General features: G+C 62.5%; 18 protein-coding genes and 3 tRNA genes. 17 read left to right on the top strand and 4 right to left on the bottom strand.

Translation table 11 applies throughout. The annotated features are described in order from the left end of the window. Window positions 1-10: 10 nt before the first annotated feature. The 8 genes from ACP7DE_RS18260 to kefC all read left to right on the top strand — a co-directional run bounded on the left by ACP7DE_RS18260 (window position 11) and on the right by kefC (window position 10,462). Entirely contained in the window at window positions 11-2,731 is a 2,721-nt protein-coding gene (locus ACP7DE_RS18260; RefSeq protein WP_426073412.1) for a TonB-dependent receptor plug domain-containing protein, read from the top strand. Between the two features lie 134 nt (window positions 2,732-2,865). Next, window positions 2,866-4,677 carry a M14 family metallopeptidase gene (locus ACP7DE_RS18255; protein ID WP_426073411.1) on the top strand — a complete coding sequence of 604 codons (1,812 nt, stop codon included), beginning with the start codon at window positions 2,866-2,868 and terminating at the stop codon, window positions 4,675-4,677. 120 nt (window positions 4,678-4,797) lie between these two features. Then, window positions 4,798-5,943 (top strand): ankyrin repeat domain-containing protein, encoded by a 1,146-nt coding sequence (locus ACP7DE_RS18250; protein ID WP_426073410.1) that lies wholly within the window; start codon window positions 4,798-4,800, stop codon window positions 5,941-5,943. A gap of 111 nt (window positions 5,944-6,054) precedes the next feature. Further along, window positions 6,055-7,182, top strand: a complete 1,128-nt coding sequence (locus tag ACP7DE_RS18245) for an MGDG synthase family glycosyltransferase (protein WP_426073409.1) — start codon at window positions 6,055-6,057, stop codon at window positions 7,180-7,182. Between the two features lie 8 nt (window positions 7,183-7,190). Continuing rightward, window positions 7,191-7,661: a hypothetical protein gene (locus ACP7DE_RS18240; protein WP_230540300.1), complete on the top strand. Its 471-nt coding sequence runs from the start codon at window positions 7,191-7,193 to the stop codon at window positions 7,659-7,661. Beyond that, the gene (locus ACP7DE_RS18235; RefSeq protein WP_426073408.1) at window positions 7,658-8,233 is read left to right on the top strand and encodes a dual specificity protein phosphatase family protein; all 576 of its coding nucleotides are present in this window, start codon (window positions 7,658-7,660) and stop codon (window positions 8,231-8,233) included. The genes ACP7DE_RS18240 and ACP7DE_RS18235 overlap by 4 nt, the downstream gene beginning before the upstream one ends. A 91-nt stretch (window positions 8,234-8,324) precedes the next feature. Further along, entirely contained in the window at window positions 8,325-8,498 is a 174-nt protein-coding gene (locus ACP7DE_RS18230) for an SRPBCC family protein (RefSeq protein ID WP_426073407.1), read from the top strand. A gap of 140 nt (window positions 8,499-8,638) precedes the next feature. Beyond that, window positions 8,639-10,462 carry a glutathione-regulated potassium-efflux system protein KefC gene (kefC, locus tag ACP7DE_RS18225; protein WP_426073406.1) on the top strand — a complete coding sequence of 608 codons (1,824 nt, stop codon included), beginning with the start codon at window positions 8,639-8,641 and terminating at the stop codon, window positions 10,460-10,462. Between the two features lie 218 nt (window positions 10,463-10,680). Here the strand turns inward: kefC and ACP7DE_RS18220 are convergent, their stop codons facing one another. Next, window positions 10,681-12,009, bottom strand: a complete 1,329-nt coding sequence (locus ACP7DE_RS18220; RefSeq protein ID WP_426073405.1) for an amidohydrolase — start codon at window positions 12,007-12,009, stop codon at window positions 10,681-10,683. A 196-nt stretch (window positions 12,010-12,205) separates the two neighbouring features. Between ACP7DE_RS18220 and ACP7DE_RS18215 the strand changes: the two genes are divergently transcribed. After that, window positions 12,206-13,903 carry a methyl-accepting chemotaxis protein gene (locus ACP7DE_RS18215; protein ID WP_426073404.1) on the top strand — a complete coding sequence of 566 codons (1,698 nt, stop codon included), beginning with the start codon at window positions 12,206-12,208 and terminating at the stop codon, window positions 13,901-13,903. Between the two features lie 49 nt (window positions 13,904-13,952). Here ACP7DE_RS18215 and ttcA read toward each other — a convergent pair whose 3' ends face one another. Genes ttcA through ACP7DE_RS18200 form a run of 3 tightly spaced genes read right to left on the bottom strand, consistent with a single transcriptional unit; the run spans window position 13,953 to window position 16,158 of the window. Further along, window positions 13,953-14,915 carry a tRNA 2-thiocytidine(32) synthetase TtcA gene (gene ttcA, locus ACP7DE_RS18210; RefSeq protein ID WP_426073622.1) on the bottom strand — a complete coding sequence of 321 codons (963 nt, stop codon included), beginning with the start codon at window positions 14,913-14,915 and terminating at the stop codon, window positions 13,953-13,955. A gap of 5 nt (window positions 14,916-14,920) precedes the next feature. After that, complete coding sequence (locus ACP7DE_RS18205) at window positions 14,921-15,319, bottom strand: dihydroneopterin aldolase (protein WP_426073403.1); 399 nt, start codon at window positions 15,317-15,319, stop codon at window positions 14,921-14,923. Window positions 15,320-15,372: 53 nt separating this feature from the next. Beyond that, a complete protein-coding gene (locus ACP7DE_RS18200; protein WP_426073402.1) occupies window positions 15,373-16,158 on the bottom strand; it encodes an SDR family oxidoreductase in 786 nt (261 codons plus the stop codon). Between the two features lie 99 nt (window positions 16,159-16,257). On the opposite strand from ACP7DE_RS18200, the gene ACP7DE_RS18195 reads away from it, so the two are divergent. The 8 genes from ACP7DE_RS18195 to ACP7DE_RS18160 all read left to right on the top strand — a co-directional run. After that, window positions 16,258-17,409 carry a class I SAM-dependent methyltransferase gene (locus ACP7DE_RS18195; protein ID WP_426073401.1) on the top strand — a complete coding sequence of 384 codons (1,152 nt, stop codon included), beginning with the start codon at window positions 16,258-16,260 and terminating at the stop codon, window positions 17,407-17,409. A 148-nt stretch (window positions 17,410-17,557) separates the two neighbouring features. Continuing rightward, window positions 17,558-18,646, top strand: a complete 1,089-nt coding sequence (locus ACP7DE_RS18190; protein ID WP_426073400.1) for a J domain-containing protein — start codon at window positions 17,558-17,560, stop codon at window positions 18,644-18,646. Window positions 18,647-18,709: 63 nt separating this feature from the next. Next, a complete protein-coding gene (locus ACP7DE_RS18185; protein WP_426073399.1) occupies window positions 18,710-20,305 on the top strand; it encodes a DUF3369 domain-containing protein in 1,596 nt (531 codons plus the stop codon). 145 nt (window positions 20,306-20,450) lie between these two features. Beyond that, the gene (locus ACP7DE_RS18180; protein WP_426073398.1) at window positions 20,451-22,097 is read left to right on the top strand and encodes a response regulator; all 1,647 of its coding nucleotides are present in this window, start codon (window positions 20,451-20,453) and stop codon (window positions 22,095-22,097) included. 233 nt (window positions 22,098-22,330) lie between these two features. After that, a tRNA-Tyr gene (locus tag ACP7DE_RS18175) sits at window positions 22,331-22,415 on the top strand. A 71-nt stretch (window positions 22,416-22,486) separates the two neighbouring features. Then, window positions 22,487-22,560, top strand: a tRNA-Gly gene (locus tag ACP7DE_RS18170). A gap of 43 nt (window positions 22,561-22,603) precedes the next feature. Further along, a tRNA-Thr gene (locus tag ACP7DE_RS18165) sits at window positions 22,604-22,678 on the top strand. A gap of 88 nt (window positions 22,679-22,766) precedes the next feature. Beyond that, window positions 22,767-23,068 (top strand): GTP-binding protein (locus ACP7DE_RS18160; RefSeq protein ID WP_426073397.1); only part of this gene is annotated, 302 nt, incomplete at its 3' end.

Here is a 23,068-nt window from a genome sequence, read left to right as displayed (position 1 = left end):
AAGCGCAAAGATGCCTATACAATTCAAGTTGCCACCGCTCACCATCGCCGTACTGGCCATCCTGGGCGGCTCCGCATGGCAGGCGCATGCGCAAACACAAGCGCCCGCAGCGGATCAGCAGCCGGCGGCCACCCCGCCAGCCGTCGTGGTCACCGGTTCGCGCATTCCCCGCGCCAGCCTGGAAGGCCCGTCTTCGGTCACCATCCTGACCGGCGATGAAATCACCAAGCAGGGCTACAAGAACGTCTTCGATGCGCTGACCAACCAGGTGCAGAACAGCGGCTTCACGCAAGGCGAGGACTTTGGCAATACCTTCACGCCATCGGCAAATACCATCAGCCTGCGCGGCCTGGGTCCGAACCATACGCTGATCCTCTTGAACGGCCGCCGCCTGGCCGATTTCCCCGTCGCCTATGAAGGCACGGTCAACTTCACCAACCTGGCCAATATTCCGTCGAGCATCGTCGATCGCATCGAGATCCTCAACGGCGGCGCCTCGGCCATCTATGGCTCGGACGCGATCGCCGGCGTGGTCAACGTGATCCTGAAAAAACAGACGGAAGGTTTTGACATCAACGTCAAGGCGGGCGGCACCACGCGCGGCGGCGGCGGCAACCAGCGCGTGCAACTGACGGGCGGCGGCAATTTCGACAAGCTGCACACCCTGTTCAGCGTGGAGCTGAGCCAGCGCGATCCGCTGTCCAGCCTGGACCGCGACTTCATGTCCAGCAAATCGGGCACGCCGACGAATATCGTTTCGCGCCGCGTGGTGCAAGCCGGCACGTCCGGTACTTACGTGGACCTGGGCGACACGTGCAGCCAGTTTGGCGACATGTACGGCGGCAGCGTCATCAAGTACCAGGCCAAGAACGGCAGCTATTGCGCCAGCCCGAAAGTGGGACCGACCTACTGGACCACGCAGACCAAGAACCGCAGCCAGAACGTCTTCGGCAGCGCCAACTACGAGCTGTCGTCGGAAACGACCCTGTTTGCCGACTTCCTGATCGGCAAGAACTCCACGGAAAACAATACGCGCGGCCCCACGTGGACCTCGTCGTCGACGGGCAGCAGTTATTTCCGCAACCAGAATACGGGCAAGTATGAAGCGTGGACGCGCTATATTTCGCCTGAGGAAATAGGCGGCGTATCGCGCTACAACCGCAAGTGGGACGACTTGGCCACGGCCATCTCGCTGGGTGCCAAGGGCCGCATTCCAGGCACGGCATGGCAGTACGAAGCCAATTACAATGCCTCGATGTACAAGAGCGAAAGCCATACGCCGCGCGCGCTGGCCAATATCGACAGCTTCTTCCTGGGTCCGAAACTGGGCGTGGACGCGAGCGGCGTGCCGATCTACGCACCCGATCCGGCCCGTTTGTCGCGCCGCGTGACGGCGTCCGAGTTCGACAGCATCACCGGCAATTCCGACAGTGACGACAAGGCCTGGACGAATACCCTGAGCCTGGCCACGAATGGCGACCTGTTCCAGCTGCCGGCCGGCGTGGCAAAGATCGCTACCATCGCCGAAGTGGGCAAGCAAGGCTTCAGCAATGTGCCCGACGCGCGCCTCAACGACGGTTATTTCAACGTCGCCACCAAGTCTGACATCACGGCCGGCACGCGCACGCGTTATGCGCTGGGGGCGGAATTGAATCTGCCGCTGCATGAAAAGCTGATCGGCACACTAGCAGGCCGTTATGACCGCTACAGCTTTGCCGGCCGCCACGAAGGCAAGTTCACCTATAACGGCGGCCTGGAGCTGCGTCCGGCACCGGACCTGCTGTTCCGCGCCAACTACGCTACCAGCTTCCGCGCGCCGGACATGAACTACATTTACAAGGCGCGCGGCACGGGCTATTACTCAAGCACCACCGACTACTACCGCTGCAACGCGGCCGGTCAGGCCATCGACAAGTGCGAGTTCGCCAGCAAGTCGCCGGGCGCCGACTATGTGCAGAATGGCAGCAAGGATCTGCAGTCGGAAAAAGGCAAGTCCTTCGGCGTGGGCGCCGTCTGGTCGCCAAGCTCCAATTTCGACGTCTCGATCGACTACTGGAACATCCAGATTGACGACCTGGTGACCAACCTGAGTTCTGACAAGATCTTGCGCGATGAATCCGATTGCCGCCTGGGCAAGCTCGATATCGCTTCGCCGACCTGCGTCGACACCCTGGGCCGCGTGGAGCGCTTTGCGGCCAATGCCTTGAACCGCGCCGGCGAGATCAAGACCATCACCGTCAATCCCATCAATGCGGCGAAACAAAGCAGCAGCGGCATCGACGTCAGCCTGAAGTATTTGCTGCGCACGACGGACTATGGCCGCTTTGCCTTCAAGGCCAATTACGCCAAGGTGCTGAGCAACAAATCGCAGCAATTTGCCGGCGACGAGGAGATCGACGAGCTCAAGTCGCTGAACAATTCGGATTGGCGCGACAAGCTGAACCTGAGCGTGAACTGGAGCGCTGGCGACTGGTCGAACACCTTGCTGGTCAGCCGCTACAGCAAGATCCCGAACGCTGCCGGTAAGGGCTATTTGACGCCGACGGCCCTGGCCAATATCAGCACGGTCTACCGCATCAATGACCGCGCCACCCTGTCGCTGATCGTCAACAATGTGTTCGACAAGATCAAGCGCGACGACAGCGGCGGCTGGCCGTACTATCCTGTGGGCAGCTACAGCCCGCAAGGTCGCCAGGGCTGGGTTGAATTCAACTATCATTTCGGCTCATAATGCGATCTGCCAGTAGCTAGGCACATCAAGCCGGGACAGCAATCGCTGTTCCGGCTTTTTTGCTTTTCGGCGCGTTTTTCCCCGGCCCGCCATCCTATAATTGCTCGCTTGTCCCTCTTGATGGAGCTAGCCCGATGCTACGCCATGTCCTGCTGTCCGCCGCCGTATTTTCCCTGTTTTCCGTCAACGCGCATGCCGCGCGCGATATGCGGCAGTTTTCCCTGAAGACGGTGGCCGAGTACTCGGGTTTCCAGAATACGGGCCGCTACGAGGAGGTGGAAGCCTTGTGCCAGCGTTTCGAGGACCACCATCCGAAACAGGTGCGCTGCTTTGAGTATGGCCGCACACCGGAAGGACGGCGCATGCTGGCGCTGGCCGTTTCCAACACGGGCGCGCTGACGCCGGAGGCGGCCAAGCTGCGCAAGATACCGGTACTGCTGGTGCAGGGCGGCATCCATGCGGGCGAAATCGATGGCAAGGATGCGGGCTTCCTGGCCCTGCGCGAAGTTTTGGAAGGCAAGGCAGCCGCCGGCGCGCTGGACAAGCAGGTGCTGCTGTTCGTGCCTGTCTTTAATGTCGACGGCCATGAGCGCTTTGGCGCGTGGAACCGCCCGAACCAGCGGGGGCCGCAGGAAATGGGCTGGCGCAGCACGGCGCAGAATTTCAATTTGAACCGCGACTATATGAAGGCCGACTCTCCCGAGATGCAGCACATGCTGGCGCTGGTCAATGCCTGGGATCCACTGGCGTATGTCGACCTGCACGTGACGGATGGCGCCCAGTTCGAACCCGATATCTCGATCCAGGTTGAACCCGTACATGCGGGTGATGCGGCCTTGCGCGTGGCGGGGAAGGCGCTGCGTGACGGTGTGCTGGCCGACCTGGCAAAGCAGGGTTCCGATCCGAAGCCGTTCTACATGTCGTTTGCCGAAGAAGACAATCCGCAGTCGGGTTTTGTCGATTCGACGCCGAACCCGCGCTTTTCGCACGGCTATTTCCTGTTGCGTAACCGTTTCGGCGTGCTGGTGGAAACTCACTCGTGGAAGGACTACCCGACCCGTGTGCGCATCACGCGCAACACCATCGTTTCCCTGCTGTCGCACATGGCGCAGCACGGCGCCGCATGGCGACAAACCGCAGTGGAGGCTGACCTGCGCGCGATGCGGCTGGCCGGTAGCCAGCTTCCCCTCAGCTACAAGACGACGGAGACAAGCCGCATGATCGCGTTTCGCGGCTATGCCTATACGCGCACGCCGTCCGAAGTGTCGGGCGCGCTGATGACGCGCTATGACGAAAAGACGCCGCAAATCTGGAACGTGCCGCTACGCGACGAGATCGTGCCCGACCTGCAGGCGACCGCGCCGAAGGCCGGCTACCTGGTGCCATGCGCGCAGGCGAAGATGGTGGGCGCCAAATTGCGCCAGCACGGCATCGCTTACAAGGAAATGACCGGCTTCTTCTCCAGGCAGAATGTGGAAATCTTCCGCGCCACGCAGGTGAAGTTCGGCGCGCAGTCGTTCGAAGGACGCCAGACGGTGGCGGTACAGGGCGAATGGCAGAAGGCAGTGCGCCTGGTCGATCGCTGCGTGCTGTACGTGCCCGTTAACCAGCCGAAGGCGCGCCTGGTGATGGCGCTGTTCGAGCCGCGCGCGCCCGATTCGCTGCTGGCCTGGGGCAGCTTCAACACGGCGTTCGAGCGCAAGGAATACATGGAGGACTATGTGGCCGAGGATGTGGCGCGCGCGCAGCTGGCGGCCGACCCGGTGCTGGCGGCGCAGTTCCGGCAGAAGCTGGCCGATGAGCCCGCGTTTGCAAAGAATCCGCACGCGCGCCTGGAGTTTTTCGCCCGCCGCCACGCCTCGTGGGACGAGCGGCTGAACCTGTATCCGGTCATGCGCGTCGACGTGGCGCCTGTCAGTTTCATGGATTTACAAGGCCCAATATGAGCGCGCCCGATGCACGCTGCCGCCGCGCGCGCACGGAAGTTGCCGGCGCATGCAGATTCACTTGAAGAAATGCTATCCTGCGCCCGATCATGGCGCCGCCACGACGAGCAAAGGCCAGCGATGGGCAACAAGACACTGTACAACCAGCACCGGGAGGCATTTTTTCGCCTCTGCGACGCCGTGGGCGAGAATCAGGTGGAACAGGTGCGCAGCCTGCTCCAGGCCACGCCGCTGCTGTTGACCTTGCGCCGCTACAACATGGATGACGGCGAATCGCTGCTGCATCTGGCCGCGGCCGGCGGCAGCCGCGACGTCTGCGCCCTGCTCGTATCGCTGGGCATGGACATCGATCTGCCCTTGCCCGGTTATCGCAACCATACGCCGCTGGACGCGGCGGCAGGCGATGGCCATCTCGATACCTGCCGCTGGCTGCTCGAGCATGGCGCTGCCGTCGATGGCCTGCCGGACAATATCCTGTCGCCGCTGGACAGCGCCTGCGTTGGCGGCCACCAGGACGTCGTCGCATTGCTGCTGCAGCGGGGCGCCAATCCGAACCGCCTGCATACGCGCTGGAACCAGGCGCCAGTCGATATCGCCACTGGCTGGGGCTTTCCCGCTATCGCCCAATTGCTCGCTGCCGCCGGCGGCATCAGCATACTGGACGTGCCGCAGCAAGCGTCCGCCTCGCCGCCGGATGTGATCCGCACCTTCATGCACAATAGCGCCGGCTGGGTACTGCCTGCCGTGTTCAGCCCGGACAGCGGCGACCCGCGCTTTTCGCTGGGGATCAGCTGCATTGCCGGCAAGGGCGATTTCAAGCTGCTGTTTACGGTCGGCCTGTTCCAGCAATCCCCGATGACCGAACTGGCCATTTGCCTGCCGGCCCGCTGGCCGCTGACCGTGCACGGCTTCACGGAACACAGCCCATGGCGCTTTCCGGTGGCGCTGCTGGCACGCCTGGGACGGCGCACGCTCGACCAGGCCAGCCTGGCGGCGGGCGAGCTGCTGCGGCGCGACGATCCGCGCCTGACGGACCTGGCCTGGCCGGACGGTGTCGATGCGCTGCTGGCCATCGACAAGCGGTGGAATCCGGCGCCAGAGGAAGAAGACATGGCCGACGATGACAAGGTCACCATCTATCTGCTGATGCCGGTGAAATTCACCAAGAAAGGCGCGCCCGACGCCAGCACCATGCCGGCTTTGATGGAGCGCAAGCTCAATGGCAGCTGGAAAGTGTCGGCCTTGCCCGTTCCCGTCATTGCTTAGGGCCGACATGCACGCGCGCGTGGCCATATCAATCCGGCCGGCTTGCGGCAATGTTATCCTGCCAATTCCTCTTCCGCGTCCGCGCTAAGCTGTTTCACGCATCGGTTTTTCATGACAAAAAAAATACTTCTTTTGAGCGTCTCGGCCGGCGCAGGCCACATGCGCGCGGCGCAAGCCATCGAGGCGTATGCGGCGCGCGATGGCGGCACCGGCCCTGCGGCGCAAGCCCTGCATCTAGACGTAATGGATTTCGTCACGCCCGCATTTCGCAAGCTGTACACGGATTTCTATATCAAGCTGGTCAACAAGGCGCCCGCGCTGTGGGGCTATCTGTACCATGCCACCCACGATGCGCCGCGCGACAGCTCGATGCAGCGCCTGCGCCGCGCCGTCGAACGCCTCAACACGCGTGCGCTGATGGCGCAGATCGCAGCCTTCCAGCCCGACGCCATCATCTGCACGCATTTCCTGCCGGCCGAACTGCTGTCGCGCGCACTGCGCCAGGGACAGCTGGCTTGCCCCGTGTGGGTGCAGGTCACCGATTTCGACTTGCATCGCATGTGGGTGCACGAACAGATGCAGGGCTATTTCGCCGCCACCGACGAAGTGGCATTCCGCATGCGCCACGAAGGCATCCCCGCCGACCGCATCCACGTGACGGGCATCCCCATCATGCCCGCGTTTGCGCAGTTGCCCGAGCGCGTGCAGTGCGCGCACGCATTTGGCCTCGATCCGCAGCGCACGACGATACTGTTGATGGGCGGCGGGGCGGGACTGGGCAGCCTTGAAACGGTCGCCGCGCGCCTGCTGGCCTTGCCCGGCGACTTCCAGCTGATCGTGCTGGCGGGGAAAAACGCCGCCGCGCTGGCGGCGCTGCAGGCACTGGCCGGCCAGTATCCGGGCCGCCTGCTGGCGCAGGGATTTACCAGCGAAGTCGAGCGCCTGATGGCGTGCGCCGACCTGGTGATCACCAAGCCGGGCGGGCTGACCACCTCGGAATGCCTGGCCTTGGGCTTGCCCATGATCGTCAACTCGCCGATTCCAGGGCAGGAAGAGCGCAATGCCGATTATCTGCTGGAGCAGGGCGTGGCATTGAAGGCGTTTGACGCCGTGACCCTGGAGTACCGCGTGCGCCTGTTGCTCGATCATCCTGAGCAGTTACAATCGATGCGCGCAAAAGCGCTGGCCCTGGGCCGCCCGCGCGCCGCTTGTGACGTGCTGGCGCAAGTGCTGGCGTGATGGGCGCCGTGGCAAAACCCTGGCAGATCGCCCTGACCCTGGCCTGGGTGGCGCTGCTGGGATTATTTTTTGCGCAGGTGGAAATCCAGATCGAAGGGGCGGCCGGCTGGGCCGCGAACCTACCCACCTGGCGCATCGAAAGCCATTGGCTGCTCGATATTTTCTGGGGCGGACGGCCCATGACCGGCTACCATGCCTGGGTCTTTCCCTTTATCGCCCTGTTCTTCCATTTCCCCATGATCTTCCTGGCGCAATGGTCGCTGCGCCTCGAGTGCCGCGCCATCGGCTGCATCATGCTGTTCTGGATCATCGAGGATTACCTGTGGTTCGTGCTCAATCCCGCCTATGGCGTGGCGCACTTCAATCCGGCCCACATCGCCTGGCATAAGCACTGGCTGTGGTGGGCGCCGACCGATTACTGGGTATCGCTGTTGCTGGCCGGCGTACTGCTGTGGTTTTCATACAAGAGGAAGTCATGACCTTGTCGCATCTCCTGCTGTTCTCGCTGGCCATGGCGGCCAGTTCCGCCGACGCGCAGGCGCCGCTGTCACCGGAGCGCAATACCGCGTGGGCCACACCGCTGCCGCAGGTGTCGAATCTGCACCAGGTCACGCCCGTCCTGTACCGCAGCGCAAAGCTGGACAGTACCGACGTGGCCCAACTGCAGGCACTGGGCGTGAAGACGGTGATCAGTCTGCGCTCTTTCCACTCCGATACGCAGGTTCTGGAAGGCAGCGGCATCCGCGCTGTCCGCATTCCCATCAATACCTGGGCCATCCGCGATCGCCATGTGATCGAAACCATGCGCAGTATCCGTAGCGCCGAACAGCAAGGTCCCGTGCTGCTGCACTGCCTGCATGGCGCCGACCGCACGGGCATGATGGCCGCCATATACCGCATGCTGTACCAGGGCTGGCCGCGCGAGAAGGCGATCGATGAGCTGAAACATGGCGGTTACGGCTACCACGCCGTGTGGAAAAATATCGAAAGCTACCTCAAGCGCGTCGATGTGGCAGCACTGCGCGCGCAGATCGACGGGGAAAAGCCATGAAGACCTTGCTGTTCGCATTGGCCGCCTGTTCCGCTTGTTATCCGCTGACCACACGCCTGCGCTGGATTTGCGCGATGTCAGCAAAGCTGGCATGCCCGGCAAGACCTTTGCCGCCACGACCAGCATGCCGGCCAGCGTGGCCACCGTCTGCGCGGCCATCCAGGATTTTGCCGGCTATCCGCAATTCATGCCCAACGTGGACAAGATCAAGGTGACGGCAGCGGGCGGCGGCGCCTCGCTGGATCGTCGACAGCATGAGCCGTGACAGCATCCCGAAAAATGTTCGACGCGCTGCGGCTGCGGGTGGCCGCGCGTAAATAGCCGGCCTGGCGCGGCAGCAAATTCATGCTGGTGCGTCACTTCAGGCATGATGTCGTTTCATCCACATATCTGCCCTGAATCCGCATGGAACACCACAGCTTTCTCATCAACATACTGTTTTACCTGGTGGCCGCCATCATCATGGTGCCGCTGGCCAAGCGCCTGGGCATGGGCGCCGTGCTGGGCTACCTGGTGGCTGGCGTCGTCATCGGCCCCTGGGGCCTGGGCCTGATCAAGAATGTCGAGGTGATCCTCAGCTTTTCCGAATTCGGCGTGGTGCTGCTGTTGTTCCTGATCGGCCTGGAGCTCGAACCCAAACGATTGTGGCTGTTGCGCCGCCCCATTTTCGGCTGGGGCGGGGCGCAGGTGGGCGTCGTCAGCGCGGGACTATGCGCAGCCGCCATGGCGTTCGGCGTGGACTGGCGCACGGCGCTGGTGGGCGCGCTGGGGCTATCGCTGTCATCGACGGCCATCGTGCTGGCCACCCTGGGTGAACGAAAACTGATGAGCACGCCGGCCGGTTCCGCCGGCTTTTCGATTTTGCTGTTCCAGGATATCGCCGCCATTCCCATGATCGCGCTGGTGCCGCTCTTGGGCGGGCTGGTCACGCATAGCGGTGAACCGGGCTGGCTGCGCGTGGCCAAGCTGGCCGCCGTGCTGGCGGCGCTGGTGATCGGCGGGCGCTTTCTCGTCAACCCCATCCTGCGCTTCATCGCCAAGACGGACTTGCGCGAAATCTTCACGGCCTTTGCCCTGCTGCTGGTGATCGCCATCTGCGTGCTGATGGAATCGGTGGGCTTGTCGATGGCGCTGGGAACCTTCATGGCGGGCGTGCTGCTGGCCGATTCCGAATACCGGCATGAGTTGATCAGCGACCTGGAACCGTTCAAGGGGCTGCTCTTGGGTCTGTTCTTCATCGCCGTGGGCATGTCCGTCGATTTCGGCGTGCTGCGCGCCCAGCCGCTGCTGATACTGGCGCTGGTGGCCGGTCTGTTGGCGGTCAAGATCGCCTTGCTGTATGGCCTGTCGAAGTTTGTCGACATTCCCCGCGGCCAGCAGCTGTTCTTCGCGTTGCTGCTGTCGCAAGGGGGCGAATTCGCCTTCGTCGTGTTTGCCGCCGCCGAGGCGGCGCATGTCTTTGCGCCGCAGACGGCCGCGCTGCTGGTCGTGGTGGTGACCCTGTCGATGGTGGCTACGCCCTTGCTGCTGCTGTTGCACGACAAATTCGTCGCGCCGCGCCTGCAAGGCGAAAAGAAGCGCCGCCCCGACGACCATATCGAGGCGCAGGACAACCCCATCGTTATCGCCGGCTTTGGCCGCTTCGGCCAGATCATCGGCCGCCTGCTGGCAGCCAACAAGATCGGCGTGACGGTGCTCGACCACGACCCGGACCAGATCGAGCTGCTGCGCAAGTTCGGCTTCAAGGTGTTTTATGGCGACGCCACGCGCGTGGACCTGCTGGTGGCGGCGGGCATCGAGAAGGCGAAGGCGCTGGTGATCGCCATCGACAATGTGGACGACAGCCTGGCCCTGGTCGACGCCGTGCGCCTGCGCCTGCCCGAACTGACGATATTGGCGCGCGCGCGCAATGTCACGCATTACTATGAATTGATGAAGCGCGGCGTGACCCTGATCGAGCGCGAGACCTTCGCCGCGGCGCTGCTGCTGGGCGAGCAGACCTTGCTGCAGGTGGGCTACAGCGCGGAACGGGCGCAGCGCGCCGCCGGCATCTTTGGCCGGCATAACCTGAAGACCCTGCTGGAAGTGGCGCCGCACTTCCAGGACCAGCAAAAAGTCATGTCGCTCACGCGCCAGGCACGCGAGGAGCTGGAAGACATGTTCGAGAGCGATGCGGCCGCGTTTGCGGCGGCGGAAGCGGAAACTCCGGGGGCAGAGCCTCGGGTCTGACGGGGACGCCGAGTCCCCGGCCTTTGCCTGGGGTTTTATTTCCCCCGGCGGCTTTCGATCGCCTCGATTTGGTCCATGATGGCGTTCATGCGCGCCACCATCGCCTGGTATTGTTTTGCGGCAGATAGCTGGCATTTACACGAAGTGGCTATCCGACCAACCTGACGGGAATGGGAGACGAACCGGGAGAGGAAGCTCCCCCGGATGCAGCTGCCTGCTTACTGTTTCTTGCCCAGCAAGTCGAGCAGGATCGACGTTTCCGCCGTGATCGCCGCCTTGATGGTCGGCTGGTACTCGGGCGCCCATTGCGGCGAGTGCGGGCCGGCCAGCGGTTTGCCGCTGGCCTTGGCGGCCGCCAGCTTGCCTGGCTCCACCGCGCCGATATGCAGCAGCACCGCCTTCACGCCGGCCTGGCCGTAGTTGGCGAAGTCTTCCGATGTCATCTTGGCCGGCATTTCCGTCACGTTGGCCGCGCCCAGCGATTTTTGCAGGGTAGACACCATGCGCTGGGTCAGTTCCGGGTCGTTGTAGACGGCGTCCGTGCCGGGGCGAATCTCCACCAGCGGCTCTTTCGGCGCACCGGCGGCAAACGCCTCGCCCTTGACTTCGCGCGCGATGCTGGCCAGCACGCGCTTGCGCACGGCATCCTTGAAGGTACGCACTGTCAGTTGCATGGCGACCTGGTCGGGCACGATGTTGGCCTGCGTGCCGCCATGGATGCTGCCTACCGTGATGACAACGGGGTCCATCGGATTGTTTTCGCGCGAGACCAGCGTTTGCAGTGCCAGCACGATGCGCGCGGCCATCACGACGGGGTCGCGCGTGTCGTGCGGTGCGGCGCCGTGGCCACCCTGGCCATACACGGTGATGCTGATGGTGTCGGCGGCGGCGCGGAAGTAGCCGGCATGGTAGCCGACGGTGCCCGATGGCAGCGTGGCTTCATCGTGGAAGGACAGCGCGTAGTCCGGTTTCGGGAAGCGCGTAAACAAGCCGTCCTTCAACATGGCGGCCGCGCCCAGCAGCGGTTCCTCGGCCGGCTGACCCACCAGCATCAAGGTGCCGCTCCATTGCTGGCGGTTGTCGGCCATCAGCTTGGCGCTGCCATACCAGGCCGACATGTGCACATCGTGGCCGCAGGCATGCATCACGGGCACGCTTTCGCCGGCCGCGTTCTTGGCGACCGCGCTGCTGGCAAACGGCAGGCCGGTTTTTTCCAGCACGGGCAGAGCGTCGATTTCCGTGCGCAGCATGACGACGGGGCCGGGGCCGTTGCGCAGGATGGCGACAACGCCCGTGCCGCCGACGCCGGTGGTCACGTCAAAACCGAGCGCCTTGACCTTGTCGGCCAGCTTCTTTGCCGTTTGAACTTCCTGGAACGCCAGCTCCGGGTGGCGGTGCAAATCCAGGTACAAGCTTTCGACGGCCGGGTAGTTGGCCGCGAGCTGGGCCGCGATGGCGTGCGGCAGGGCTGCGCCCTGGGCGCTGCCGGCACAGACGAGGGTGGCGGCGAGGGTAATTTGTTTCAGGGGCAATGCGGAAAATTTCATAGATTTCTTTGAGAGACAGACGGGCGGATACGCACGGCGCGCCTGTAGTTGCAGAGGAGATTTTTAACTTAACAGAAACATTTCCCAAAATCAATAAATCAGCTACATATATTTCAATAATGTATAATCTGCAATATATTAAATTCCATATGGAATTAAATATATCTTCGATGCACTTACTTAGAGAAAAGACACCATGGGCTTTATCGCAAATATCAAGATCGGCAAGCGCCTAAGCATCGGCTTTGTCCTGATCCTGGCAATGACCGTTCTGATCGCTACTGTGGGCGTGTGGCGCCTGAATGAGGTGGCGACGTCGACGCGCGCCATGATGGCCGAACCTCTGACCAAGGAACGCCTGATTACCGACTGGTATGGCTTGAACTTTGCCTCGATCCGCCGCACGGCCGCCATCGTCAAGAGCAGCGACCCGGCGCTGGGACCGTATTTCAAGGAAGACTCGGCCGCCTCGGTGAAGAAGGCGGCCGAATTGCTCAAGCAGATCGAGCCGCTGGTCGCGGGCGACAAGGAAAAAGCCCTGTTCGCCAAGATCCTTGAGCAGCGCAAGGTATACAGCGCCTCGCGCGACGGCGCCGTCAAGGCCAAGGCCGATGGCGACGTGGAAGGCGCGGCGAAAATCCTCGACAGTGCGTTCACGCCGGCCGCCCAGGTTTACCAGGATTTGCTGCAGGAACTGGTGACCTTGCAGCGCGAAAGCATCGATGCGACGGCCAAGCAGATCGATGCCTCCGCCGTGCATGACACTACCGTCATCAGCCTGCTGACCCTGTTTGCGGTAGCGTTCGGCGTATTGTGCTCGTGGCTGCTGACGACGGGCATCATGCGTCCGCTGCGCCAGGCGCTGGCGCTGGCCGAAACGGTGGCTGCCGGCGACCTCACGCAGACCGTTGCTACGACGGCAAAGGATGAAATGGGTGCGCTGCTCACGGCCCTGGGCAATATGAACAACAACCTGGTCAGCATCGTCAGCCAAGTGCGCAGCGGCACGGACAGCATCGCCACGGCATCGTCGGAAATCGCCGCCGGTAACCTGGACCTGTCATCGCGCACGGAACAGCAGGCCGGTTCGCTGGAAGAAACGGCGTCGTCGATGGAAGAACTGACCAGCACCGTCAAGCAGAACGCGGACAATGCGCGCCAGGCCAACCAGTTGGCGATCACGGCGGCCGGCATCGCCAGCCGCGGCGGCTCGGTGGTGGCCGAAGTGGTGGCGACCATGGGCTCGATCAACGAGTCGTCGCGCAAGATCGTCGACATCATCAGCGTCATCGACGGTATCGCCTTCCAGACGAATATCCTGGCGCTTAATGCAGCGGTGGAAGCGGCGCGGGCCGGCGAGCAGGGGCGCGGCTTTGCGGTGGTGGCGTCCGAAGTGCGCAACCTGGCGCAGAGGTCAAGCCAGGCGGCCAAGGAAATCAAGGGCTTGATCGACGATTCCGTCAGCAAGGTGGGCATGGGCGCCAAGTTGGTCGACCAGGCTGGCGCGACGATGGATGAAGTGGTCTCCAGCGTCAAGCGCGTGACCGATATCATCGGCGAGATTTCCAGTGCCAGCCAGGAGCAGACGCACGGCATCGAGCAAGTCAACCAGGCCATCACGCAGATGGACCAGGTGACCCAGCAAAATGCGGCGCTGGTGGAAGAGGCGGCAGCGGCCGCCGGTTCGCTGCAAGAGCAGGCGCACGGCCTGGCGCAAGTGGTCAGCGTATTCAAGTTGCGTGAACAGCCAGGCTTGCTGCGCCGCCCGGCACCACAGCCAGCAGTGGCGCGCCCTGCGCCGGCGCCGCGTGTTGCAGCGCGCAGCATAGCCGTCAAGGCGAAGCCACCTGCGCCCGCGAAAGCGCTGGCCGGCGACGACTGGGAAGCGTTTTAAATTAGGACAGGCGATGGCGCCATCGCCATGATGGCGCCGTGCCTCAATGTCAGCCTTGCTGCAGCGCGATGGTACCGAACGTCGTCGGCGTCGAGCACGGCTCTTCATCGAAGGCGATGTCGCCCATGGGGTTGGCCATGCCATCGGCCTTCAAATCTTTGAAGCCGAACAGTTTCGGGTCCATCAGGTGCGATGGCGCCACGTTTGACAGGGACGAGAAGATGCTTTCCACGCGGCCGGGGAATTTCTTGTCCCATTCGCGCATCAGGCCCTTGATCTGCTTGCGCTGCAGGTTTTCCTGCGAACCGCACAGGTCGCATGGAATGATGGGGAAGCCTTTGACTTCCGCATAGCGCTGCGTGTCTTCTTCCTTCACATAGGCCATCGGGCGGATGACGATGTGCTTGCCGTCGTCCGATTGCAACTTGGCTGGCATGCCTTTCAGTTTGCCGCCGAAGAACATATTCAGGAAGAACGTTTCCAGGATGTCATCGCGGTGGTGGCCCAGGGCAATCTTGTTGGCGCCCAGCTCGTCGGCCACGCGGTACAGGATGCCGCGGCGCAGGCGCGAGCACAGCGAGCAAGTCGTCTTGCCTTCCGGGATCAGGCGCTTGACGATGCTGTAGGTATCCTGGTTTTCGATGTGGAAGGCCACGCCCAGTTCCGTCAGGTAGGCGGGCAGGATTTCCGGCGGGAAGTTCGGCTGCTTCTGGTCCAGGTTGACGGCGACGATATCGAAGTGTATCGGTGCGCGTTCGCGCAAGGTCATCAGGATGTCCAGCAGCGCGTAGCTATCCTTGCCGCCGGACAGGCACACCATCACCTTGTCGCCGTCTTCAATCATATTAAAATCGCCGATGGCTTGCCCCACCAGGCGGCACAAGCGCTTGTGCAGCTTGTTGTTTTCCAGGGCGATCTTTTCCGCCTTCTTGCGCGCCAGTTTCTGCGCTTCCACGTTGGCCGGGAATTCCACGGCCGTTGTCGTCGTTTCCATCACTGCGTTGTTGTTCATGTTGCTCATGCTTCATCCTTGATCTTGAATACTTCCACGCCCACGCCTTCGCAGTCGGGATACACGTCCGGTTTCATGCTCGACACGCGCGCGGCGCGCACGCGCGGGTGCGCCAGCATGGCAGCGAGCACGTCGTCGACCAGGCTTTCCTGCAGCTGCACGTGGCCTTGCGCCATGCGTTTGGCGATGGTTTCGCGCATGAAGTCGTAATCGACCACCTCGTCCAGCTGGTCATCCTTCGGCGTCGACAGGGCCAGGGGAATGTACAGGTCGACGTTGATGAGGACGCGCTGCTCGCCCTTTTTCTCGAAGTCATAGACACCGATGTTGATGAGGACTTCGTAATTGCGCAGGAACAGGCGGCGGCAATCGGCCAGGCGAGGGTGGGACAGGGCGGACGACATAGTTTTACCTTTTAGGGGATGCTGGAATGCTGGTTGTTTGGTATGGCTACTGATTATTTGGTCAAAAACATGACGTCGCGCGGCAAGCCGATCAAATGCTGACCGCCATCGACCAGCAGGGTCGTGCCCGTCAGCGCGCGCGCGCCGGCCACGTAACAGACGCAGTCGGCCACATCCTCGGGCGTGCTGGAGCGTCCCAGCGGCGTGTTTTCATGCGCCTTGGCAAAGTTCGCTTCCGTCTGCTCGCCGGAAACCATGGTGATGCCGGGGGCGATGCCCACCACGCGCACTTTCGGCGCCAGCGCCTGGGCCAGCATGGTAGTCGCCGACAGCAGCGCCGCCTTGGACAGGGTGTACGATAAAAAATCAGGATTGAGATTGTACAGTTTTTGATCCAGCAAGTTGATGACCACGGCTTGCCCGCCGCTTGGGGTGGCCTGGTACAAGGCTTGCGCCAGCAGGATGGGGGCGGCCAGGTTGGTGTGCATGTGGGCGTCGAGCGCGGCGACGGAAAAATCGCCGGCATTGTCGTATTCAAACAACGAGGCGTTGTTGACCACGCAAGTGACCGGTCCCAGCGCCGCCTGTGCTTGCGGCAACAGCTGGCGCACGGCGTCTTCCCGCGCCAGGTCGCAGGGGAACGCTTGCGCGCGGCGGCCCAGCGCAGCGATTTCCGCCACCAGGCTGAGCGCTTCCTCGTGCGAGTTGCGGTAGTGCACGGCGATATCCCAGCCGTCGCGCGCCAGGCCCAGCGCGATGGCGCGGCCGATGCGGCGCGCCGCGCCCGTGACGAGGGCGACTCGGTGAGTGCTGTGTGGCAGTGTCGATGCTGGAGTCATGTCTTTATTTACTGTGCTTGAGTGTGAAGTGCGCCTGGCCACCATGGCCTTCATAGCCGACACTGGCGCCGTGGCCCGCCGATTCGCTACAATGCGGGAATGTCTCTTCCCGCACCCGATAGCGACGCGCTGGCCGCGTCCCATGCCTTGCAGCACCAGATTGCCGCCGAAATCGCGCGCAATGACGGCGCCATTCCCTTTGTCCGCTTCATGGAGCTGGCGCTGTATGCGCCTGACCTCGGCTATTACAGCGGCGGCGCCGCGAAGCTGGGCAAAGATGGCGATTTTACAACCGCGCCGGAGATTTCGCCCCTGTTCGGCGCCACGCTGGCCCATGTGGCAGCCGCTATTATGGCGCAAACGGCCCCGCGCATCCTCGAATTCGGCGCCGGCACGGGCAAGCTGGCCTGCGATATCCTGACGGAAGCGGCCAGCGCCGGCATCCCTGTCGAACAGTATGCGATCGTCGAATTGTCCGGCGAATTGCGCGCGCGCCAGGAGCTGGCGCTGGCCAGTTTCCCGCAAGTGGTGTGGCTCGACGGCTTTCCCGACAGTTTCGAAGGCGCCGTGTTCGGCAATGAAGTGTTGGACGCCATGCCCGTCAACCTGATTAGCAAGACGCCCGCCGGCTGGTGCGAACTCGATGTCAGCATTGCCGATGGCCAGTTCGTGTTTGTCGAGCGCCTGGCCGGTGCCGACGTGGCCGCGCAGATCGCCGCCCAGGTGCCTGAGGCTGATGCCTTGCCGGTCGGCTATGTCAGCGAAATCCACGGCGTCGCCTGCGGCTTCATGCGCTCGCTGGCGCGCATGCTGACCAATGGCAAGGGTGGCGCGGCCGTGCTGTTCGATTATGGCTTCCCGGCGCATGAATATTACCTGGACTTGCGCGCCACGGGCACCCTGATGTGCCATTACCGCCACCACGCCCATGCGGAGCCGTTTTATCTGCCCGGCTTGCAAGACATCACGGCCCACGTCGACTTCACGGCCATGGCGGTGGCGGCGCAGGATGCGGGTCTCGATGTGCTCGCGTACATGAACCAGGCGTCCTTCCTGCTGGGCGCTGGCATCGGCGACTTGCTGCTGCGCACCGATCCGGAGCAGGTCAAAACGTACTTGCCGCAGGCCAGCGCCGTACAAAAGCTGGTGTCGCCGGCCGAGATGGGGGAATTGTTCAAGGTGCTGGCGGTGGGGCACCGCGTGGAGTTGCCGGAAGCCCTGTTGTCCGCTGACCGCAGTCATCGCTTGTAAGCACTGCAATATCAAGGCAGGGCAGTCTCGCCCTGCAATTTCCTCTCCGCCGGTGGTTATTATCTTGTCATATCGTTTATGATGACCGACACAGCACGGTTCCATCCTGCAAGAACCCGTCGCCGCGCACCGATTTCAAGATAGAACGATGGGAAAGATACATACACACTATGACAACCTGAAAGTGGCGCGCCTGGCGCCGCAGGAAGTCATACGTGCCGCGTACAAAGCCCTCAGCCAGAAATACCACCCGGACAAGAATCCCGGCGACGAAAAGGCCGCCCGCATCATGGCGATCCTCAACAGCGCCTATGGCACCTTGTCCGATCCACAACGTCGCAGGGAACACGACGAGTGGATCGCTGCCGAGGAGTGGGAAATCGAATGGCTGGAAAGCACCCACCAGGAAGAGGGCAAGAGCCGCGATGGCCGCGCGAAAGGTCATGCCCAATCGCATGAACACGCCTGGGCGCAGGACGTGCCGCCACCAAAGGGCCAGCCGCGGCGCGGCCTGCAGCCCGTCTGGCGCAACTGGCGTTGGTGGCTGAGCCTGTTTGTCTGCCTGTTGCTGGGCTGGCTGGGCGCCTTGCTGATGCTCGATACCTCCCAGCCCGTGCCGGCCGCACTGGCATCGGCCTGGAGCGGGCTGGCCCGCGATGGCGCCAAACTCCATGCAGAAGCGGCCACGTCAGCGGCCACTGCCGCGCCGCCGCCATCGAAAGACGAGACCGTGGCAGTCGACAGTTGGGCGGTGGGCAAGCCATATGCACCGGAACCCCATGAAGCGAAGACGCCCGAGATCCGTGTGCTGGCCGTTTCCCAGCTGAGTCTGAAAGCCATCCAGCCTGCCTGCGATGGCGCAGGCAAGGCAGAATCCGCATCGCTGGTGGCGCCGAACGGCGAACCCTGGCCAGTGCATTCCGGCTATGTCGATGGATTTCCGATCAGTAACAAGGGTGAGGAGCTGGCCGTCAGCATCGACAACAGCAATAATGCCGCGCCCGTGTTCGTCAAACTGTATGACACGGAGCGGCGCTCGAACGTGCGCTACCTGTATATCCTCGCCAACGACAAGCTGCTGGTGGAACAGCTCAGCGCAGGCAAGTATGAAGTGCGCTACCAGGCAGTCGGGCCGGGCCAGGACAATTGTGGCGGCACCACGCGCGGCGGTGCATCGGTGCCAGCGCCGGCCGCTGGCGAAGGCGGTACGCAGAATCCTGTTGTAAGCAGCATCTAATCTGATTATGCTTGCTATGCCTCAACGCAGCGTCCACATCGAACTTATCCATTAGGAGTATTCATGACCGACCTCAAAGCCGATGCAGATGATAACTGGCTGCTCGACGAGGATGAGCCGGTGGCCAGTCCTGCCGGGCTGGCCGCGCCCGACCAGCGCCTGTGGCGTGTCTTGATCGTCGATGATGATGTGGATGTGCATGCGGTCACGCGGCTGGCGCTGCGCAATGTCAGCTTCAAGGGGCGCGAACTAGAACTGTTTTCCGCCTACAGCGGCCGCGAAGCGTATGACATCCTGCGCGACACGCCCGATATCGCGCTGGTGCTGCTCGACGTGGTGATGGAAACGGATGACGCAGGCCTGATCCTGGCCAAGCGCATCCGCGCCGACCTGAACAACTCCATCGTGCGCGTCGTGCTGCGCACGGGCCAGCCGGGCCAGGCACCCGAACAGCGCGTCATCATCGAATACGACATCAACGATTACAAGGCCAAGACGGAACTGACGACGCAAAAGCTGTTTACCACCGTCATCTCGGCCCTGCGCGCCTACGAGAGCCTGATGATGCTCGAGCGCAGTCGCATCGGCCTGGGCAAGATACTTGCCGGCGCCACCAATCTGTACCAGATCCATTCGCTGCGCGAATTCGCTTCCGGCGTGCTGAACCAGGTCAGCGCCATCCTCGACGTGGGTGCCGACGGCGTGCTGTGTCTGATGCAGGGTGGCGCCGGGCGGCCCGAGGTGGTCGCCGCCACGGGCAGCTATGCCATGTTGGCCGAGTCGGAAGCCCTGCCGGCCGACCATGCGCTCACCCCTACGATCGCCAAGGCGTTTGCGGAAAAGCGCAGCCAGTTCGAGCATCCGGCCAATGTGCTGTTCATCCACACGGAAGGCAACCGCGAGCTGGCCATCTCCGTCACGCCGCCGTGGCCGCTGGCGCAGATCCAGCGCGATTTGCTGGAAGTGTTTTGCCAACGCATCGCCGCCGCCTTTGACAACCTGTACATGTTCGGCCAGCTGCGCAAGGCGCAGGAAGCGACCGTGGTGGCGCTGGCCGACCTGGCCGAATTCCGCGACAGCAACACGGGCGGCCATGTGCGGCGGGTGCAGCAATTGTCTGACGCCATCGCCCGACGCATGCAGCAGCGCGGCGTGTACCCGGACGAGCTCACGCCGCAACTGCTCGACATGATCGGCCTGGCCAGCATCTTGCACGACGTGGGCAAGGTGGCCACGCCGGACGCCGTGCTGCTGAAACCGGGCAAGCATACCGACGAGGAGCGGACGCAGATGCAGCTGCATGCCAGCGTCGGGCGCACCATCCTCGAGCGGGCTGCCAACATGGTCGACGGCGATAGCTACCTCACGTATGGTGCGCAAATCGCCGGCGGCCACCACGAGCATTTCGATGGCGCCGGCTATCCGAATGGCATCAAGGGGCGCGCCATTCCCGTGGCTGCGCGCATCGTTGCCGTGGTCGACGTCTTCGATGCTTTGCTGCACGAGCGGCCCTACAAGGAGCCGTGGCCGTATCCGCAGGTGCGCGAATACATCGAACAGCGCAGCGGCAGCCAGTTCGATCCGGAAGTGGTGACGGCGCTGCTGGACCTGATCGACTACGCGCCGCAACTGTGGCATCCGGAGCGCGCCACCGCTTGAGTTGCAACTTCCTTGCCAACTTCCTTGGCGTTTTTTGGCACGACACCATTCCCTTGCGGGCGGCGCCGTCATATACTCGGCTGCCTCATGCTGGCCGGCGCCACGCACCAGTGTGGCGCGCCGCAGAGTTTTCGGACATTACGACATGAAAGAACTCAAGGGCCTTAGCGCACTGATCATCGAGCCGCATCCGGGCATGCGCGCCAGCCTGCACAATATGCTCAACCTGTGCGGCCTGGCGAAGATCGATGACGCGGCCAGCTCGGGCCAGGCGATCCGCATGCTGGGCAGCAAATCGTATGATTTGATCTTGTGCGAATACGATCTCGACGGCGGGCAGGATGGCCAGCAGATGCTGGAAGACTTGCGCCACCACAAATTAATGCACGCGTCGACCATGTTTTTCATGGTCACGGGGGAAGGCAGCTTCGCCAAGGTGGTCAGCGCTGTCGAACTGTTACCCACCGACTACATCCTCAAGCCATTTACCGCTGACAACATGCTGGAGCGTATCGGTCGCGCGCTGGACAAGCGCAATGCCTTCGTGCCCGTGTATGAGTTGATCGACGTGGGCAATGAGCGCGCGGCGATTGCCGCCTGCGCCGAGGGCGCCAGCCTGTATCCCCGCTACGCCACCGATTTCCTGCGCCTGCGCGCGGAATTGCATTTGCTGCTGGGCGAGGCGGCCGACGCTGAGCCGATCTACGCAGCCCTGTACGACGCCAAGGCCATCGGCTGGGCGCGCCTGGGGCAAGCCAAGACGCAGTTCCTGTTGGGCGAGTACGAAGCGGCGCAGGGCACGTTGGAAGGGCTGCTGGAAAACAACAAGCGTTTTCTCGACGCGTATGACTGGCTGGCGCGCACGCATTTGGCGCAAGGCAAGCCGGCACTGGCGCAGGCAGCCCTGAGCGAGGCGGTGGCCCTGTCGCCGCATGCCGTGCGCCGCTTGCGCCGCCTGGGCGAGGCGGCCCTGGCGGCCGACGATGTCGAGATGGCGGAAAAAGCCCTGAGGCTGGTGGTCAGCAAAGCCAAGTATTCGGAATTCCGCGACCCGGAAGACCATGTGCGCCTGGTGCAGACCCTGGTGCGCAAGGGCGACCCGCTGCAGGTGGGTGCCGTGATCCGTGACCTCGACAAGTCGATGGGCGGGCAAAAGAATACGGAACTGTGCAGCGCCCTGTGCAGCGCCATGCTGCATGCGCATACAGGCAACGAGGAGCGGCTGCAGCAGTCGCTCGACGCCGCCCTGACCGCCAACCGCCACAGCGTGGGCGGCTCGAACATGCTCAAGACGGAACTGGCGCGCCATTGCCTGGCGCATGGGCGTGAAGACGGCGCGGCCGAGGTGATGCGCGAAGTCATGCGCAATGCGCCCGACAGCGCCGCCATGACGCGCGCCATGGCCGTGTTCGAGCAGGCGGGGCGCGAGGAGCTGGCCAAGGCGCTGGCGCGGCAAAGCCGCCAGGAAGTGGCCGACATGGTGGCGGCCGGCGCCGCCAAGGCGGGAGAAGGCGATTTCCGCGGTGCCGTCGATCTGATGGGTGAAGCCGTCACGCGCCTGCCCGACAATCCGCAAGTGGTGTTCAATGCGGCCGTGGCGGTACTGAAATGCCTGGAACACGAAGGCTGGGATGAACGCATGGGGCAGCAGGCGCTGACGTTTATTGCCGGTGTACGCCGCCTGGATCCGCGCAACCCCAAATTGCCCGTGCTGTCCGGCCTGCATCAGCAGTTGTTGCGTAAATATAAGCCCCTTGGCAACGCCTGGATGCATCCGCCTGACGCCCGGTAAACAGGAAAAATGCGGGGTGAATGACGGAGAAATGCGGCTTGCCGGCAGGGGCGATAAAAAAAATGCGAAAAAAGTCGACTTTTTCGCGCCAACCCTTGCACATTCTCAAATCGGGAGCTTATAATCACGCCCCGAAGCAGCCAACTTCTTCTTTATACGCAAATGCAGCAGTCAGGCATCAGTAAATAAGGTTGACAGTTGTGAGTAGATGCTTCATACTCTGCGGTTCCCGCGGAGGGGTGGCCGAGTGGTTAAAGGCGACAGACTGTAAATCTGTTCTCTATGAGTACGCTGGTTCGAATCCAGCCCCCTCCACCAAGTTTTTGCAAGGAAAACTGGGTAGTAGCAAAGTAATAGCAAGTAAGTGAAGATAAAGTGAACGATACCTCGCGGGTGTAGCTCAATGGTAGAGCAGAAGCCTTCCAAGCTTACGACGAGGGTTCGATTCCCTTCACCCGCTCCAGTTTCCGTTCAGATGCTTGATGCATCGCATGCAACAAATTACAGCCCTTGTAGCTCAGTGGTAGAGCACTCCCTTGGTAAGGGAGAGGCCACGTGTTCGATCCACGTCAAGGGCACCAGAATTCGCAGCAGGCAGCACAGAAGCAATTCAAACCAGACCGTCGGGCGTGTGCCTGAGCAATCTAATCAAATCATTAGGAGTTCAAAATGGCAAAAGGTAAATTCGAACGGACCAAGCCGCACGTCAACGTCGGCACCATCGGCCACGTCGACCACGGTAAAACCACGCTGACCGCTGCAATCGCAACGGTTCTGTCGAAGAAATTCGGCGGCGAAGCTAAAGCATACGACCAGATCGATGCGGCACCAGAAGAAAAAGCGCGCGGTATCACGATTAACACCGCTCACGTCGAGTACGAAACGGCAGCGCGTCACTACGCGCACGTTGACTGCCCAGGCCACGCCGATTACATCAAAAACATGATTACCGGTGCTGCGCAGATGGACGG

It is taken from the genome of Janthinobacterium sp. DSP2-3-3, from assembly GCF_049897325.1.
Classification (GTDB): domain Bacteria; phylum Pseudomonadota; class Gammaproteobacteria; order Burkholderiales; family Burkholderiaceae_D; genus Janthinobacterium.
This window is presented reverse-complemented; position numbering and strand designations above follow the sequence as displayed.

What these genes read in the sequence shown, in the direction of transcription:
- ACP7DE_RS18205 (WP_426073403.1), bottom strand. Translation starts at nt 15,319, where the DNA reads ATGTCGTCCGCCCTGTCCCACCCTCGCCTGGCCGATTGCCGCCGCCTG.
- ACP7DE_RS18195 (WP_426073401.1), top strand. Translation starts at nt 16,258, where the DNA reads ATGTCTCTTCCCGCACCCGATAGCGACGCGCTGGCCGCGTCCCATGCC.
- ACP7DE_RS18215 (WP_426073404.1), top strand. Translation starts at nt 12,206, where the DNA reads ATGGGCTTTATCGCAAATATCAAGATCGGCAAGCGCCTAAGCATCGGC.
- ACP7DE_RS18230 (WP_426073407.1), top strand. Translation starts at nt 8,325, where the DNA reads ATGCCCGGCAAGACCTTTGCCGCCACGACCAGCATGCCGGCCAGCGTG.
- kefC (WP_426073406.1), top strand. Translation starts at nt 8,639, where the DNA reads ATGGAACACCACAGCTTTCTCATCAACATACTGTTTTACCTGGTGGCC.
- ACP7DE_RS18190 (WP_426073400.1), top strand. Translation starts at nt 17,558, where the DNA reads ATGGGAAAGATACATACACACTATGACAACCTGAAAGTGGCGCGCCTG.
- ACP7DE_RS18260 (WP_426073412.1), top strand. Translation starts at nt 11, where the DNA reads ATGCCTATACAATTCAAGTTGCCACCGCTCACCATCGCCGTACTGGCC.
- ttcA (WP_426073622.1), bottom strand. Translation starts at nt 14,915, where the DNA reads ATGAACAACAACGCAGTGATGGAAACGACGACAACGGCCGTGGAATTC.
- ACP7DE_RS18220 (WP_426073405.1), bottom strand. Translation starts at nt 12,009, where the DNA reads ATGAAATTTTCCGCATTGCCCCTGAAACAAATTACCCTCGCCGCCACC.
- ACP7DE_RS18245 (WP_426073409.1), top strand. Translation starts at nt 6,055, where the DNA reads ATGACAAAAAAAATACTTCTTTTGAGCGTCTCGGCCGGCGCAGGCCAC.
- ACP7DE_RS18250 (WP_426073410.1), top strand. Translation starts at nt 4,798, where the DNA reads ATGGGCAACAAGACACTGTACAACCAGCACCGGGAGGCATTTTTTCGC.
- ACP7DE_RS18235 (WP_426073408.1), top strand. Translation starts at nt 7,658, where the DNA reads ATGACCTTGTCGCATCTCCTGCTGTTCTCGCTGGCCATGGCGGCCAGT.
- ACP7DE_RS18255 (WP_426073411.1), top strand. Translation starts at nt 2,866, where the DNA reads ATGCTACGCCATGTCCTGCTGTCCGCCGCCGTATTTTCCCTGTTTTCC.
- ACP7DE_RS18180 (WP_426073398.1), top strand. Translation starts at nt 20,451, where the DNA reads ATGAAAGAACTCAAGGGCCTTAGCGCACTGATCATCGAGCCGCATCCG.
- ACP7DE_RS18200 (WP_426073402.1), bottom strand. Translation starts at nt 16,158, where the DNA reads ATGACTCCAGCATCGACACTGCCACACAGCACTCACCGAGTCGCCCTC.
- ACP7DE_RS18185 (WP_426073399.1), top strand. Translation starts at nt 18,710, where the DNA reads ATGACCGACCTCAAAGCCGATGCAGATGATAACTGGCTGCTCGACGAG.